Below are 15,176 nucleotides of genomic sequence, written 5' to 3'. Positions count from 1 at the left end.
CCGCCTAGTAGACGTCGCGCCGGTAGCGGCCGTCGTCGGCAAGCCGGCGCAGCGCGTCTTCGCCGAGGATCCCGGCCATTGCGTCATGGACGCCGCCGGCCATACCCTGCAGGCTGCCGCAGACGTAGACGGCCGCGCCGTCCGCCACCCATTGGCGTACCGTCTCGCCCTGCGCGCGCAGGGCGTCCTGCACGTAGCGCGGCGCGCCGCCGTCGCGCGACCAGGCGCGGTCCACGCGCTGCAGCGTGCCGTCGGCCTGCCATGCGGCCAGTTCCCCGGCAAAGAATGCGTCATGCTGCGCCGAGCGCTCGCCGAACAGCAGCCAGTTGCGGCGCTGCCCGGCCGCGGCGCGGGCCTTGAGCTGGGCGCGCAGGCCGGCCAGCCCGGTGCCGTTGCCGACCAGGATCAGGGGCCGGTCATCGGCCGGCGGGTGGAAGCTGCGGTTGGTACGAATGCGCAGCGCGATGCGCGTGCCCACAGCCGCGTGCTCGGTCAGCCAGCCGGAGGCCAGGCCGAGGCGGCCGTCGCCGTAGCGGGTCTGCCGCACCAGCAGTTCGAGTTGCCCGTCCTGCGGCAGCGAGGCGATCGAATACTCGCGATGCGGCAGCGGCGGCAGCGTGTCCACCAGTTGCTGCGGCGGCAGGCCCTGCATCGCCGCGAAGTGCGGTTCGGGCAATGGCATGCGCGTGGCCATGGCTTCTACCAGGGTGCTGTCGTGGCCATCGCAGCGCACGGGCGTGGCGCCGTCCAGGCCAAGCCGCGCCAGCAGCCGTTCAACCTCGGCCGGCGCGTGGCACGGGCCGATCTCGGCGATGTCGCCGGCTTGCCAGTCCATTGCCGTATCGCCCTGCGGCGCCAGCGACAGGTGGAACGCCGGCGCGCCCTGGCTGCCGGGGTTCAGATGGTGGCGTTGCGCGAGCCGCCAGCTGTCATAGCGCGGGCGTTCCCAGTCGGCAATCTCGGCGCCGCCGCTCAGCGCCGACAGGTGGTTCTGCCAGTGGCGCAGCGCGCCGGCGTCCCCGTTATCGACTTCGACCAGGTCAAAGAGCGGCTGCGCACGGTGGCGCTGCAGCCAGCCGTCGAGCGCATGGCCGAAGGCGCAGAAGCGCGCGTAGCTGCTGTCGCCGAGCGCGAGGATGCCGTAGCGCAAAGACTGCAGGCCATCCGCGCCGGCCAGCAAGCGGCGCGCAAAACCGGACGCGCTGTCGGGGGCGTCGCCCTCGCCGGTGGTGCTGACCAGGAACAGCGCCTGGCGGCATGCCTGCAGGCGCCGCGCATCGACATCGGCCAGCGACAGCAGTTGCACCGTCACGCCCGCGCCCTGCAGCGCGGTGGCGGTCTGCAACGCCAGCTGTTCGGCAAACCCGGTCTGCGAGGCATAGGCAATCAGCGTCGCGCCCTCTTCCGTGCCAGCCAGCGCCGTCACGCGCGCGCGCCGCTGGCGATGGTGGGCAACTACCGCGCTGCAGAAGCCCGCATAGGCGGCCACCACGCCAGCCGCCATGGCCACCCGCGACGGCCCCAGCACGGACAGCGCCAGGCCGCCGCTAACGGCGAGCCAGCTTGCTCCGGCGATCGCGGACGGCATGGCCTTCGCGCTCATGCCAGCATCGCGGCAAAGGCCGGCGAAAGATGTTCGTCGAAGCCGTCCGGCGTGCGCACCAGGAAACGCGCAGCAATGCCGTGGCAGCGTGCATGCGCCATGCCGGCCTCCGGGCCCAGCACGGTCAGCGCGGTGGACAGCGCATCGGCCAGCATGCACTGCGCATGGATGACCGTGACCGAGGCCAGCGCGTGGCTGGCCGGATAGCCGGTGCGCGGATCGATGGTGTGGGCGTAGCGGCGGCCGTCGCTGTCGAAATAGCGGCGATAGTCGCCGGAGGTGGCGACGGACAGGCCGTGCAGCGCCACCAGCGTCTGCCCCGCGGCATCGCTGTCCGGGCCGGGTGGTGATTCCAGCACGACCCACCACGGCATGCCGTCGGGCTTGACGCCATGGCCGCGCAGTTCGCCGCCGATCTCGGTCAGGTGGTGGTCCAGGCCCTGGTCACACAGATAGCCTGCCACCGCGTCGACGGCAAAGCCCTTGGCGATGGCGCAAAAGTCCAGCGACACGCCGCCCGGCTGCCAGGCGCGCCGGCCCGCGGCATCGACTTCGATGCGGGCCCAGCCGCAGCGGCTGCGCGTGGCCTGCACCGCGTCTGGCGACGGTGGCGCGGTGCGCGCCGGGGCGGGGCCGAAGCCCCACAGGTCCACCAGCGGGCCGGCGCTCGGGTCATAGGCGCCGCCGCTGTCGCGCGCCACCTGCAGTGCGCATTGCAGCACCGCGAAGCAATCATCCGGCAGCGCGTGCCAGTCGCCCGGCGCCGCGCGGTTGAAGCGACTCAGGTCAGAATCCGCTTCCCAATTGCTCATCTGCGCGATCACGCCATCGAGCACGGCCTGGATGCCGGCTGCGATGCCGTGGGCATCCGCCGCGGGCGGCAGCAGCGCCGCCACCGACCAGGTCGTACCCATGGTCGCGCCGCCCCAGCGCTGCAGCCGCGTGTCGGCGGCGGGTGACTGCGGCGGCGCGGACAGCGCAACGGGGACCAGGACGCGGTTCAAACCCGGCAACCGGCTTATTGCGGCAGCACTTCCACCGTCACCGCATAGACGGCGCGGCGCGACCTGGCCTGCTTGAAGGTGGTCTTGTCGTCCTTCACCTCCGCTTCCATCCAGTACATGCCGGCGGCCGGCCACTTGACGCTGAACTTGCCGTCGGCGTCGGTGGTGGCGCTGAACTCCTGCAGCTGGTCGCGGTAACGGATGCCGCCTGGCACCACCGAAACCTTCAGGTTGCTGGCGGGCTTGCCGTCGAGCAGCAGGCGGAAGCTGGCGGTGTCGCCCGCGACCAGGTCGTTCGGGTGCGTGATCGGCGCCAGTTCCAGGCCGCGGCCGACGGTGCGCAGGCCCTTGTCGCTGGGCTTGCCGGCGGTGACGAAGGATTCGACGCGGCCTTCGGCCTGGGTGACCTGCAGGTCCTGCGCATTGGCCGGGACTTCCTTGGCGAAGTTCTCGGCGGTGCCGCGCCAGCGCTTGGCCTGGCCGTCGACCTTGTAGCTGGCGAACAGGCCCTTGTTGACCACCGCCACGCGGTACGTGCCTGGCTGGGTCAGGTGCAGGTCGAAGGTGCTGCGGTACTTGCCGGTGGCCGCGTTCTCGGCCTTGACGGCGCTGCCGTCGGGCGCGGTCACCTGCAGGTTGTCGAGCCGCATCGGAACGTGCTCGAAGTAGAACAGGTCGTTGGAGACAGCGGCGTCCACGGTCACCCACGGATCGCTGCCGGACAGCACCGTGGCCGACGGCAGCAGCCACTGGCGGTGTGCGTGCGCGGCCAGCGGGGCCAGGGCAGCCAGGGCGAGCACGGCCACGCGGGTGGCCATGCGGGAAGATGCGGCGGACATAAGGGAAGGTTTCATCGTCTGGCTCCGGAAGGATTACGGCTTCAGTTCGACGGTCACGCCGCCGAGTTCGTGTTCGCCCTTGGCGCGGGCGGTCTGTGCGGCTTGCGGCGGCCACGTGAACGGCACGCGCAGCAGCTCGCGCCCGCCCACTTCACGCGCGGCTTCCACCACCAGCTGGTAGTTGCCCGCGGCCAGCTTGCCCAGCGGCGCCTTGCCGTCGCTGAAGCTCACGCTGTGCTCGCCCGGCGCGCGCGTGGCGCCGGAAATGCCGTCGGCCGGCATGTGCAGGTCGCGGCCGGCCTTGCGCCACCACTGGCGCATGTCCTTGAGCCACTTGGTGCCTTCGCCGTCCTTGAGCTTGCCGTCGTACCAGACCGCCAGGGTCTGCACCGGGCTCTGGTCGGCACGCTCGACCCACATCGCCACATAGGGGCGGTGGTACTCGGCCACAGTCAGGCGCGGGATGTCGACCTTGACGCTGAGGTCCGCGGCCAGCGCGGGGCCGGCCAGGGGAACCGCGGCCATGCCGGTCAGGGAGACGGTGAGCAGTCGGCGCATATCGGAGAAACCTCGTCAGTGAGATGCAGGAAGGAAAACGGTTGGAACTGTTGACTCAATGGATAAGCAGGATCGCCAGCAGCACCGGCACCACCAGCCCCAGCCCCACCAGCGGCCAGGTCCCCACGCGCCCGGCCGCATGCAGCTTGAGCAGGAACAGGCCGGTCACGCTGAAGACCAGGCACGCGAGCGCGAACACATCCAGGAACAGGCTCCATGCGGCGCCGGTGTTGCGGCCCTTGTGCAGGTCGTTCAGGTAGGAGATGGCGCCGCGCGTGGTTTTCTCATACTGGGCTTCGCCGCTGTCGAGTTCCAGGCTGACCCAGGCGTCGCCACCCGGGCGCGGCAGCGCCACGTAGATCTCGTCGGCGGACCATTCGGCCTCGCGCCCGCGGGCGTCGATGTCCAGCGCCTGCGCCAGCCAGTCGGCCAGCGCCGCCGGCACCGGCGCCTTCTTTTCACGCGCCTGGGCATCGCCCGCCGGCGCTTCGGCCCGCACCCGGTCAAGCACGCGCGTGGGCATGGTGGCGTGGCGGGTTTCGACCGCGGGCCTGGCCTCGATCTGTGCGGCGTGGTTGAGCGTGAAGCCGGTGACGGCAAACAGCAGCATCCCGATCAGGCAGATCGCGGAACTGATCCAGTGCCACTGGTGGAGATGCTTGAGCCAGAAGGCACGGCGCTGCTGGCCGGAGGCCGGCTGGGTTTCGGTCATTGCGGTTGGTCGGCGGGCGCAGCCCAGTGGCGGCCCGGTCTTGCCCTGTGTACGGATAGCTGGAGCGCCCCTTGTGCGCATCTCACGGCGCTCAGGTGTGCCATTGTCTGCACAATGACTGGCGAAAGAGAGAAGGATAATCGTTCGCATTTGAAATCGCAAACGATCCGGGGATGGCGCTGGGTTACAGCGCATTACAACGTGAAGCAGCGGGACGGATCCCTTGCCGTCGGCAATCCGATTCGCTGGAAGAGATGTGCAATGCACAAGCGCGATAGCACGTTGTGGGGTCAATCACCCACATCACCCGAAGGGGTGAAGTTACCCCAATCAAGTTAGATGCCTCCTGCGCCGTTAAGGCGATGACCCGCACGCATGCGACAAGGCGCCACCGATGCATGGCGCCGCCGGCGTGCCGCCGATGAGAAACGCGCAGAGCGCGGAAAATGGAGGAGTGGAAGCAATGCTGCACAACCTGAGCCTGAAGAAGAAGCTGTTATTGCCGCTGGTGCTGAGCTGGGTCTGCCTGCTCGGCATCACGCTGTGGAACGCCTGGCAGATCCGCACGCTACGCATGGAAGAGCGGCGCCTGGACCTGGCCCACGTCACCGACACCGCGTTCTCGGTGGTGGCCGAGTACGAGGCGCTGGCCAAGGCCGGAAAGCTGACGCAGGACGAGGCCAGGAATCAGGCCATCGAGCGCGTGCGCGCGATGCGCTTCGGCAGCGATGGCTATTTCACGCTGATGCGCTCGGACACCGTGGTGCTGATGCACCCGTTCAAGCCGGAGATGAACGGCAAGGCCATGGAAGGCACCAAGGACCCCAACGGCGTCTACCTCTTCCGCGAAATCGCCGAGATCGGCAAAGGGCCTGGCAAGGGCTTTATCGAATACCTGTGGCCCAAGCCCGGCGCCGAGGCGCCGCAGCCCAAGCTGAGCTACGTGGCCAACTTCCGCCCGTGGGACTGGAACTTCATCGCGGGCCTGTACCTGGACGACATCGAGGCGGCGTTCCGCGCCGAGCTGATGAAGGTGTTCGGCATCCTGCTGGGAGTTGGCTTGCTGATGTCGCTGGTGATGGTGCGCGTGGCGGCCAGCCTGCAGCGCCAGCTGGGCGGCGAGCCCGCCACCACGGCACATATCGCCGGGCGCATTGCCGAAGGCGACCTCGGCAGCCAGGTCGAGGTGCGCGCCGGCGACGAGCACAGCGTCCTCTATGCGATGCAGCGCATGCAGGCGCGCCTGACCGGCGCGATCGGCAGCATCCGCGGCTCGGCCGATTCGATCGCGGGCGCGGCCAAGCAGATCGCCGCGGGCAACGCCGACCTGTCGCGCCGCAGCGAGGAACAGGCTGCGGCGCTGCAGGAAACCGCCGCCAGCATGGAGCAGCTCACCAGCACCGTGCGCCAGAGCGCCGAGAACGCACGCCAGGCCAGCCACCTGGCCGAAGGCGCGTCGGACATGGCGGTGCGCGGCGGCACCATCGTCAGCCAGGTGGTGGACACCATGGGCGAGATCAAGAACGCCTCGGGCAAGGTGGTCGACATCATCGGCGTGATCGAGGGCATTGCCTTCCAGACCAACATCCTCGCGCTCAATGCGGCCGTGGAAGCGGCGCGTGCCGGCGACCAGGGCCGCGGCTTCGCGGTGGTGGCCGGCGAGGTGCGCACGCTGGCGCAGCGCAGCGCCACCGCGGCCAAGGAGATCAAGGCGCTGATCGGCAACTCGGCGCAGCGCGTCGACGACGGCGCGGTGCTGGTGGAAAGCGCGGGCAAGGCAATGGACGAGATCGTCGGCGCGGTCAAGCGCGTGACCGACCTGATGGCCGAGATGCGCGCGGCCACCGAGGAGCAGACCGGCGGCATCGAGCAGGTCAACCAGGCGGTGTCGCAGATGGACCAGATGGCGCAGCAGAACGCTGCGCTGGTGGAAGAGGCCGCGGCCGCCGCGGCCTCGCTGGAAGACCAGGCGGATGCGCTGCATCACGCGGTCGGCCAGTTCCGGCTGGCGCAGGCCTGACGGCAGCGCCGCCATTTGTCACCTGAGCGTCATACGCACCAGACCGCTGCGTGTATCATGAAGCGCAGGCCGTCCCATGCGGCCGGCATGGACTCAGACCACTACCGGGAGAGCGCATCATGATGGCATTCATTGGCACCGTGTTCGTTGGCCTTATCGTCGGCCTGATCGCCAGGGCGGTCAAACCCGGCGACGACAAGATGGGCTGGATCATGACCATCGTCCTGGGCGTGCTGGGCTCACTGGTTGCCGGCTACGTCGGCCGTGCCCTGGGCTGGTACCAGCCGGGCCAGCCGGCCGGCTGGATCGCGTCGGTGATCGGCGCGATCGTGCTGCTGGTGATCTACGGCATGGTCCGGCGCAAGGGCTGACTGGCGCGGCGCACGCCGGCGGCGTCCTGCGCGTCGGCCAGCGCCGGCGTGTCCGGCGCGCGCACGGGGCTGGCAGGATTGGCCGGCGCGGGCGCCACCCTGGGCACGACCTGCGACTGGGCCAGCGGCGCGCCGGGCACGGCCTCGGTCAGTGTCGGCGTGCGTGGGGCGCGCAGCCCTGGCGACGTATCGCGGCAACGCAGCAGTGCGCGGTCGCCGCCTGGCGCCATCGCCGAGATCTGCGGCGCGATCGCGCGCAGCACCCTGACCGCCAGCGCGCTGGTATAGCTGTAGCGCGCCGCGTAGGGTTCCCTGGCATTGACCACCACGGTGCCGAAGAAGCGGTCGCCGAGCGTAAACACGAAGGTCGCCGAGCGGTTGACCGAGCGCGATGAAATCAGCCGCCCGCCCGGCCCATAGACCTGGAAGCGCTGGTCGCCGGTGCCGGTCTTGCCCGCCACCGTCAGCGTAGCGCCATTGCGGCCCGGCATGGTGAAGGCACCCCGGATCGACCTGGCGGTGCCGCCTTCCACCACATCGATCATCGAGCGCCGCACCACCGCGGTCACTTCTTCCGGCAGCAGGCGCTTGCCCGGCGCCGGCTGCAGCACGTAGCGCGTGGCATAGGGCGTGCCATCGGCAAAGGCGAGGCTGTACACCGCGGCGTTCTGCGAGGCGATCCCGCCTGACATCAGGATGCCCGCCAGTTCCGCCAGCGCGGCGGGGCGGTCGCCCGAGGCGCCGATGGCGCTGGCATAGGACGGAGTCAGCGAATCGAACGGATAGCCCAGCCGCTGCCAGCGCCGGGCAATGCGAGCGAACGCGTCCTGCTCCAGCAACGTGCGGATGCGGTTGTCCTGGCCCGCCTTGCTGTGCGTCTTGAACAGCCATTTGTACACTTCCTGGCGCTCGGCGGTGCTGGCGCGCAGGATCTCCGCCAGCGTGGCGTTGGGGTGCTGGTCCAGGTACTCCACCATCCACAGCTCCAGCGGGTGCACCCGCGACAGGTAGCCGCGGTCGTTCAGGTTGAACTTGTCCTTGCCGTACTTGCGGTACAGCGCCGTCAGGTCTTCCTTGGCCAACTGCTTGTCGCCCAGGCGCGCGCGCATGATGCGGACATAGCTTTCCTCATCCAGGTGCGGCCGCGCACTCAGCAGCGTCACCGACATGCGCACCGCATTCAGGTGCGGTATGGTCATGCGCACGCGGCCCAGCAGCGTGTCCAGGCGCTGCGCCGAATCCTTGCCGCGGTAGCGCTGGTAGAAACCAGTCATGTAGGCGCTGCCTTCCTGGTCGGCGAAGCGTTCCAGGTACTCGCGCCGGCCGGGCGCGTTGCGGTCTTCGAACAGGTCGCCCATGTCAGGCTTGGCATGGAACATCTCGTAGCGCACGATGTCGCGCATCATGCGGATGAACACCAGGTTGACCGAGTGCTGGAAGCCCATGCGCACGGTCATGATGCGCTCACCCTCCCAGCGCTCGAAATTGGTGAAGCTCTGCAGGCCGCCGCCGGTGTAGAAGCCTTCGCCGGCACTGCCGGAGTACTTGCGCTCCATCGCCGCCTCCAGCATCGGCATCAGCTCGCGCTCGTCCGGCTTGCGCGCCTTCATCAGGTAGTCCACCGCCCAGCGGCTGATCGCATCCTGGCGCGCCAGGCGCACGGCGGCCAGCTGGTCGCGGCTCATGCCGGCGTAGCGCGCGTGCAGCTCGCTGATGATCTCCAGGTAGGTCACCAGCGTGCGCAGCTTGGCCGTCGAGCCCAGGTTCAGGCGCGCGCCGCTGTTGATATCGAAGGGCTGGTCGATATTGTCGGCCTGCACGCGCACCACGCTGGCGTTGCCCACGCGCTCGTACAACGTGAAGCTGGTCATCAGCTTCGACGGGTCGTCGTTGTCGCGCAGGAGGTTGTGGCCATACAGGCCCATGGCGCGCGCATCGGCCTTGTTGTTCACCCGCTGCAGCGTCTCGGTGATGATGCGCTGCGCTTCGCGGTTGACGGTGCTGTCGACGGTCAGGTCGAGCCGGTCCATGTCGTAGCGGCCCTCCACCCCGGTCAGCCGGGTGATATCGGAGCGCACGCGGTTGACGGCCTTGCGCGTGACAAACGGTTCCTGCGGCGGGCGCTGCGGCGGCGTGGCCTTGTCCAGCGGCTGCGCCAGCGCCGCGTCGCGCAGCTCGGGCGTGATGATGTTGTTGGCCGCCAGCAGGCGCAAGTAGCTGCCGGTCAGCGCATCCAGGTTGGTATCGTCGCGGCGCAGGTGGTAGGACGGGCGGCGCTGCGAGATAATCAGCGACAGCGCGCGCTTGAAGGCCTGCGCCTGGCGCGGTTCAGGGGCGCGCACGTCCATGTCCTTGAGCAGCCGGTTGACCTCGCCGAAATCCTCGCCGTACCAGACCCACAGCGCATCGCCGATGCCGTTGATCTCGCCAAAGCCCTCGCGCGCCGACAGCGGCACGGTGTTCAGGTAGTCCACCACGATGCGCTCGCGTGCACGCTGGGTGTCGGGCCCGTCCAGATAGGCGCGCAGCGACGCCGACGCCATCTGGCGGAATTTCTCCTGGATCGACGCGGTGCGGCCTTCGGGCGAGTGCCGGTATTTCTCGATCTGCGTGGCCAGCGTGCTGCCGCCGGGCGCGTCATGCGACTTGTCGGCCAGCCGGATCACCTGGTCGAGCACCGCGCGCGACAGCCGGCGCCAGTCCAGCGCCGGGTTCATATTGGGGTATTCCGGATTCAGCAGGCCCTGGTTCTCGACATACAGCAAGGCGCTCACCAGCAGCGGCGGCACCGCGCCGAAGTCCGGGTACTGGCGCTGTGGATAACGCTCGAACGCCAGCGTCAGCCCGTTGCAGTCGCGCAGCAGCAGGCCCGCCTGGTTCTTCTCGCGGTAGGGCGTGAACAGGCCTTCGTCGATCAGCCGCACCATGTCGGGCGACATGCGCGCCTGCTCGGCGGGCACGTAGCCGCGCTGCTCCAGGCGCTGCGCGAACAGCGGCATGCGGCCGTAGCCCATGCGGGCGTCGTAGGGGCCGGAATGCGGGAAACGGATGCTGTCGCTGGCGCCCGGCTGGATCTCGAATGTCAGCCGCTGCCCCAGGCTGCCAATCAGCCGCGCCTGCAAGTGCGAGTTGTGCACTTCGCTTGCGACAAAGCTGTACACGACATAGGCGCCCCCACCAAGGGCGACCGCCAAGCCAGCGAAGATCCAGCCACGACGCGACACGTTTGGGCTTCCCTGTTGGGCCGATGCAGCGCGCAGGGGCTGTCGCGCACCGGCTCGAAGCGCAATGTTCTCGCGGCGCACGCACGCCGCGCGCCGCCTTGTCTTGATATTAGTAGGAGTAACGGCAGCCTGCAGCAAGCGCACGCGCGCGCATCGTGCCGTTGCATACAGGCATCACTCCAGGCAGCGCCTGCGCCACATTGCGCCCCCTGTCCGAAAGGGTCGTCAGGCTGCCTGCGCGCGTGCCACGGGTCGTCCCCCGAACGGGTAGCCCGGGTCGTTGTAGCCGTGCGTCGAGGCATGGCCCGGCGACACCAGCGCATCGACCATCGATTCTTCCTCGGGCGTGATGACGGCAGCGGGCGCGCCCAGATAGTCCTCGAATTGCGCCAGCGTGCGCGGACCGGCAATGACCGACGAGATGATCGGGTTGGCCAGCACCCACGCCGTGGCGAACTGGCCCGGCGTCAGCCCGCGCCCTTCGGCATGGGCCTTGAGCTGCTGCGCAATCACCAGCGATGCTTCACGGAACTCGGTTTCCATCATGCGGCGGTCGGCGCGGCCGGCGCGCGTCCCCTCGCCCGGTGCCTGCCCGGGCGCGTACTTGCCGGTCAGCACGCCGCGCGCCACCGGGCTGTAGGGCACCACGCCCAGCCCGTAGTGCTCGCATGCCGGCAGGATCTCCACCTCCGGCATCCGGTTCAGCAGGTTGTAGTAGGGCTGGCACGCCACCGGGCGCGGCACGCCCAGCTCGCCGCACAGGCGTGCGATTTCCGCGATGCGCCAGCCGCGGAAGTTCGACACCGCCCAGTAGCGGATCTTGCCGCTGCGCACCAGGTCGCCCATTGCCCGCACCGCCTCTTCCAGGTTCGCGCCGGGATAGTCGCGGTGCAGGTAGAGAATGTCGATATAGTCCGTCGCCAGCCGGTGCAGGCTGTCCTCCACCGCGCGCAGGATCCAGACCCGCGAATAGTGCCCGTGGTTGGGCGCCGCCTGCATCGCGTTGCCCAGCTTGGTGGCAAGCACCCAGTCGTGACGGCTGGCGGTCAGCAGGCGCCCGACCATCTGCTCCGACGCGCCCTTGGTGTATACGTCGGCGGTGTCGATGAAGTTCACGCCGTGGTCGCGCGCGCTGGCGACGATGCGGGCGGCTTCGGCCTCATCGGTCTGGTCGCCGAACATCATGGTGCCCAGGCAAAGTGCCGAAACGCGCAGGTTGCTGGCGCCGAGGCGGCGGTAGGGCATGGTGGTGGCAGGCATGGTGGCTCCTTCGGACGGGGTGGGATGGCGTCGGGGTGGTGAAAGCACAGGGCACAGACGGAAATGGCAGGCTGTGACCACGGTTCCACATTTTGCCGCGAGTTGGCGTGGCTTGCTGGCCCCCTGCCGCTTTCTGTGCGGTCCATCGATAATCCAGCCCGGGAGAATTGGTTTCAATATGTTGCAGGCCGGCCAACGGGAGCCAATTTGCAGTCATATTCTTGCGTTTGCCGCGTGAGGATGACGCTTTGCCCGACCCGCGCCGCCTTCCCCATGCACTAGAAGAGAAGAATCGAACCTTATGAAAACGGAAACCACGGATGTCGTCATCATCGGCGCAGGGCCCGCGGGCTCGGTCGCGGCCGGCTTGCTGCGCAAGCATGGGATTCCGGTGCTGGTGATCGAGAAGGAAACCTTCCCGCGCTTTTCCATCGGCGAAAGCCTGCTGCCACAGAGCATGGCCTACATCGAAGAGGCAGGCATGCTGCGCGCGGTGGTGGAAGCAGGCTTCCAGTACAAGAACGGCGCCGCCTTCTCGCGCGGCGACCAGCAGACCGCCTTCGACTTCCGCGAGAAGTTCTCGCCCGGCTGGGGCACCACCTACCAGGTGCAGCGCGCGCGCTTTGACGACGTGCTGATCCGCGAGGCGGCGCGCCAGGGCGCCGAGGTGCGCTTCTCGCACCTGGTCGAGGACGTCGACGTCAGCGGCACGCAGCCGGAGGTGACCGTGCGTGCGCCGGACGGCAGCCGGTACTTGGTGCGCGCGAAGTTCCTGCTCGATGCCTCCGGCTTTGGCCGCATCCTGCCGCGCCTGCTGCAGCTGGAATCGCCGTCGGGCTTCCCGGTGCGCAGCGCGCTCTTCACCCACGTGGAAGACCGCATCGCGCCTGGCGCCTTCGACCGCAACAAGATCCTGATCAGCGTGCATCCGCAACACCCGGACGTCTGGTACTGGACCATCCCGTTCTCGGACGGCCGCTGCTCGCAGGGCGTGGTTGCCGAGAAAGCGTTCCTGGACCGCTATACCGGCACCGAGACCGAACGGCTGCGGGCGCTGGTGGCCGAGGAACCCGGCCTGGCGAAGCTGCTTGGCAATGCGCAGTGGGACACCCCCGCGCGCCAGATCGCCGGCTATTCGGCCAATGTGAAGTCGTTGTGGGGCAACGGCTATGCGTTGCTCGGCAATGCCGGGGAGTTCCTGGACCCGGTGTTCTCGTCCGGCGTGACCATCGCCTTCAAGTCGGCCAGCCTGGCGGCGCAATGCCTGGTGCGCCAGCTTGCCGGCGACACCGTGGACTGGGACAAGGACTTCGCCCAGCCGCTCAAGGCCGGCGTGGACTGCTTCCGCGTGTTTGTCGAAGCCTGGTACGAAGGCCGCTTCCAGCAGCTGATCTTCCATCCCAATGCCAACTCCGAGATCCGCGACATGATCTCGTCGATCCTGGCCGGCTACGCGTGGGACCGCAGCAACCCCTTCGTGGCCGAGCCGCGCCGCCGGCTGGCGGTGCTGGAAGAATTCTGCCGCGTATGATGCGCCGCATCTGCTCGCGTTCCGCTTTCGCGCCTGCGCCCGCAGAGGACTTTTTTCAAGGACACCAGGTATGACCAATCCGACCGTGCTGGTAACGGGATCGTCGCGCGGCATCGGTCGCGCCATCGCCCTGCGGCTGGCCCGCGACGGCTACGACGTGGCGGTGCATTGCCGCTCGCGCCGCGACGAAGCCGAGTCCGTCGCCGACGCGGTGCGCGCCTGCGGCCGCAAAGCCCGCGTGTTGTGCTTCGACGTGGCCCGGCGCGAGGAAGCCGCCGCCGCGCTGCTGGCCGATATCGCCGCGCATGACTGCTACTACGGCGTGGTATGCAACGCCGGCCTGGCGCGCGACGCGGCCTTCCCGGCCATGAGCGGCGCCGAATGGGACGAGGTGGTGCATACCAACCTCGACGCCTTCTACAACGTGCTCAACCCGGTGGTGATGCCGATGGTGCAGCGGCGCCAGCCCGGGCGCATCGTCACGCTGTCGTCGGTCTCGGGCCTGGTGGGCAACCGCGGCCAGACCAACTACAGCGCGGCCAAGGCCGGCATCATCGGCGCCACCAAGGCGCTGGCGATCGAACTTGCCAAACGCGCCATCACGGTCAACTGCGTGGCGCCCGGCCTGATCGACACCGACATGGTCGAGCAGCACGTGCGCGACGAGGCGCTGCGCATGATCCCGGCGCGGCGGCTCGGCACGCCCGACGAAGTGGCCGCGACCGTGGCCTTCCTGATGTCGCCCGACGCCGGCTATATCACGCGCCAGGTGATCTCGGTCAACGGCGGGATGTTCGGATGAAGCGCGTCGTCGCCAGCGTGGCCCGATGAACGGGGTCAGCATTTTCTTCCTGCAGGCGATGCTGGTGGTCGCCCTGCCCTACCTGCTGTGGCGTGGTGCCGGCCTGCGGTCGGTGTTTCCGCTGGTCGGCGTGCAGGTGCTGGCCGGCATCGTGCTGGGGCCATCGGTGTTCGGGCAGCTGGCGCCGCAGGGCTGGACCGCGCTGTTCGGGCCCGAGCGCCTGCCGATGCTGTCCGGCCTGCAGTGGCTGGCGGTGACGCTGTTCTGCTTCCTGACCGGCCTGCACCTGCGCGAAGACAGCGTGCCCGCGCACTGGCGCGCGACCCTGCAGATCTCGCTGGGCAGCATTGCGGCGCCGTTCGCGCTGGGGGCCGCGGCCGGCTGGTGGATGACCACGGCCGGCTGGCCGGTCGCCGGGGAACTGGCCAGCCCCTACTGGTTTGCCTGCGCCATGGGCATCTGCACCGCCGTCACGGCGCTGCCGGTGCTGGGTGCGCTGCTGCGCGAGATGCGCCTGACCGGCACCCGCCTGGGCCAGCTGGCCTTGCGCTGCGCGGCCGTCAACGATGCCTGGGTGTGGCTGTTCCTGACCCTGGTACTGCTGCAGCATGGCGGCCAGGACGGCGCCAGCGCCCTCACCGTGGCGGCCCGCGCCGGTGCCTACCTGGCATTCATGTTCCTGGCGGTGCGCCCCGCCCTGGCATGGCTGCTGCGCCGCCGCGAGCCTGAGACCGAGCTGCTGCTGGCGATGGCGCTGTTCCTGGTGCTGGCCTCGGCATTCCTGGGCGAGCTGGCCGGGCTGCACCATGTGATGGGCGGCTTCATCGCCGGACTGGTATGGCCCGCACGCGAAGCGCAGCGTGTGCGCCAGCAGCTTGAACCGGTCACGGTGGTGGTGCTGCTGCCCTTCTTCTTCCTGGCCGCCGGGCTGCGCACCGAGATCTCGCTGGACAACCCGATGACGCTGCTGATCGCGGCGCTGTCGCTGGCCATCGCGATCGCCGGCAAGATGGCCGGCGTCGCGCTGCCCGCGCGCCGCGCCGGCATGGGCTGGCGCGAATCGCTGGCACTGGGCACGCTGCTGCAGACCAAGGGCCTGGTCGAGGTGGTGGTGCTGACCGTGCTGCTGGACGCGCGCATCATCAGCACCGCGGCGTTTTCCGGGCTGTTGCTGATGGCGCTGGCCAGCACGCTGCTGGCGCGGCCGCTGACGATGCTGGTGGCGCGGGGCCGGTTGCATTAAGCGCCATCC

12 protein-coding genes are annotated in these 15,176 nt (G+C 69.0%); 5 read left to right on the top strand and 7 right to left on the bottom strand.

From position 1 onward, the window contains the following. Positions 1-4 precede the first annotated feature (4 nt). Genes RS901_RS21920 through RS901_RS21900 form a run of 5 tightly spaced genes read right to left on the bottom strand, consistent with a single transcriptional unit; the run spans position 5 to position 4,716 of the window. The gene (locus tag RS901_RS21920) at positions 5-1,588 is read right to left on the bottom strand and encodes a sulfite reductase flavoprotein subunit alpha (RefSeq protein ID WP_316157269.1); all 1,584 of its coding nucleotides are present in this window, start codon (positions 1,586-1,588) and stop codon (positions 5-7) included. 11 nt (positions 1,589-1,599) lie between these two features. Then, positions 1,600-2,607: an FAD:protein FMN transferase gene (locus RS901_RS21915; RefSeq protein ID WP_410054214.1), complete on the bottom strand. Its 1,008-nt coding sequence runs from the start codon at positions 2,605-2,607 to the stop codon at positions 1,600-1,602. A gap of 14 nt (positions 2,608-2,621) precedes the next feature. Next, entirely contained in the window at positions 2,622-3,461 is an 840-nt protein-coding gene (locus RS901_RS21910; protein WP_316155810.1) for a DUF4198 domain-containing protein, read from the bottom strand. Between the two features lie 18 nt (positions 3,462-3,479). Beyond that, positions 3,480-4,004 carry a DUF2271 domain-containing protein gene (locus tag RS901_RS21905; RefSeq protein WP_316155808.1) on the bottom strand — a complete coding sequence of 175 codons (525 nt, stop codon included), beginning with the start codon at positions 4,002-4,004 and terminating at the stop codon, positions 3,480-3,482. Positions 4,005-4,059: 55 nt separating this feature from the next. Beyond that, positions 4,060-4,716 carry a PepSY-associated TM helix domain-containing protein gene (locus RS901_RS21900; RefSeq protein ID WP_316155806.1) on the bottom strand — a complete coding sequence of 219 codons (657 nt, stop codon included), beginning with the start codon at positions 4,714-4,716 and terminating at the stop codon, positions 4,060-4,062. A gap of 463 nt (positions 4,717-5,179) precedes the next feature. Here RS901_RS21900 and RS901_RS21895 point away from each other — a divergent pair, with 463 nt between their 5' ends. Continuing rightward, positions 5,180-6,736 (top strand): methyl-accepting chemotaxis protein, encoded by a 1,557-nt coding sequence (locus tag RS901_RS21895; RefSeq protein ID WP_316155804.1) that lies wholly within the window; start codon positions 5,180-5,182, stop codon positions 6,734-6,736. Positions 6,737-6,855: 119 nt separating this feature from the next. Beyond that, positions 6,856-7,107 carry a GlsB/YeaQ/YmgE family stress response membrane protein gene (locus RS901_RS21890; protein WP_316155802.1) on the top strand — a complete coding sequence of 84 codons (252 nt, stop codon included), beginning with the start codon at positions 6,856-6,858 and terminating at the stop codon, positions 7,105-7,107. Here the strand turns inward: RS901_RS21890 and RS901_RS21885 are convergent. Both RS901_RS21885 and RS901_RS21880 read right to left on the bottom strand, forming a co-directional pair. Continuing rightward, complete coding sequence (locus RS901_RS21885; RefSeq protein ID WP_316155800.1) at positions 7,080-10,331, bottom strand: transglycosylase domain-containing protein; 3,252 nt, start codon at positions 10,329-10,331, stop codon at positions 7,080-7,082. The genes RS901_RS21890 and RS901_RS21885 overlap by 28 nt on opposite strands. 225 nt (positions 10,332-10,556) lie before the next feature. Then, positions 10,557-11,591 (bottom strand): aldo/keto reductase, encoded by a 1,035-nt coding sequence (locus RS901_RS21880; protein ID WP_316155798.1) that lies wholly within the window; start codon positions 11,589-11,591, stop codon positions 10,557-10,559. A gap of 301 nt (positions 11,592-11,892) precedes the next feature. Here RS901_RS21880 and RS901_RS21875 point away from each other — a divergent pair, with 301 nt between their 5' ends. The 3 genes from RS901_RS21875 (at position 11,893) to RS901_RS21865 (ending at position 15,167) form a co-directional block, all read left to right on the top strand. Beyond that, positions 11,893-13,122, top strand: a complete 1,230-nt coding sequence (locus RS901_RS21875; RefSeq protein ID WP_013954025.1) for an NAD(P)/FAD-dependent oxidoreductase — start codon at positions 11,893-11,895, stop codon at positions 13,120-13,122. Between the two features lie 70 nt (positions 13,123-13,192). Beyond that, a complete protein-coding gene (fabG, locus tag RS901_RS21870; protein ID WP_316155796.1) occupies positions 13,193-13,924 on the top strand; it encodes a 3-oxoacyl-ACP reductase FabG in 732 nt (243 codons plus the stop codon). Positions 13,925-13,949: 25 nt separating this feature from the next. Further along, positions 13,950-15,167, top strand: a complete 1,218-nt coding sequence (locus tag RS901_RS21865; protein WP_316155794.1) for a cation:proton antiporter — start codon at positions 13,950-13,952, stop codon at positions 15,165-15,167. The last annotated feature ends 9 nt before the right edge of the window (positions 15,168-15,176 follow it).

This window comes from Cupriavidus sp. BIC8F (assembly GCF_032465815.1).
Lineage (GTDB): Bacteria > Pseudomonadota > Gammaproteobacteria > Burkholderiales > Burkholderiaceae > Cupriavidus > Cupriavidus necator.
This window is presented reverse-complemented; position numbering and strand designations above follow the sequence as displayed.

Bases quoted from the DNA above. Each gene is read 5' to 3' on its own strand.
- RS901_RS21920 (WP_316157269.1), bottom strand. From the start codon at position 1,588: ATGCCGTCCGCGATCGCCGGAGCAAGCTGGCTCGCCGTTAGCGGCGGC.
- RS901_RS21910 (WP_316155810.1), bottom strand. From the start codon at position 3,461: ATGAAACCTTCCCTTATGTCCGCCGCATCTTCCCGCATGGCCACCCGC.
- RS901_RS21905 (WP_316155808.1), bottom strand. From the start codon at position 4,004: ATGCGCCGACTGCTCACCGTCTCCCTGACCGGCATGGCCGCGGTTCCC.
- RS901_RS21900 (WP_316155806.1), bottom strand. From the start codon at position 4,716: ATGACCGAAACCCAGCCGGCCTCCGGCCAGCAGCGCCGTGCCTTCTGG.
- RS901_RS21895 (WP_316155804.1), top strand. From the start codon at position 5,180: ATGCTGCACAACCTGAGCCTGAAGAAGAAGCTGTTATTGCCGCTGGTG.
- RS901_RS21890 (WP_316155802.1), top strand. From the start codon at position 6,856: ATGATGGCATTCATTGGCACCGTGTTCGTTGGCCTTATCGTCGGCCTG.
- RS901_RS21880 (WP_316155798.1), bottom strand. From the start codon at position 11,591: ATGCCTGCCACCACCATGCCCTACCGCCGCCTCGGCGCCAGCAACCTG.
- RS901_RS21875 (WP_013954025.1), top strand. From the start codon at position 11,893: ATGAAAACGGAAACCACGGATGTCGTCATCATCGGCGCAGGGCCCGCG.
- fabG (WP_316155796.1), top strand. From the start codon at position 13,193: ATGACCAATCCGACCGTGCTGGTAACGGGATCGTCGCGCGGCATCGGT.
- RS901_RS21865 (WP_316155794.1), top strand. From the start codon at position 13,950: ATGAACGGGGTCAGCATTTTCTTCCTGCAGGCGATGCTGGTGGTCGCC.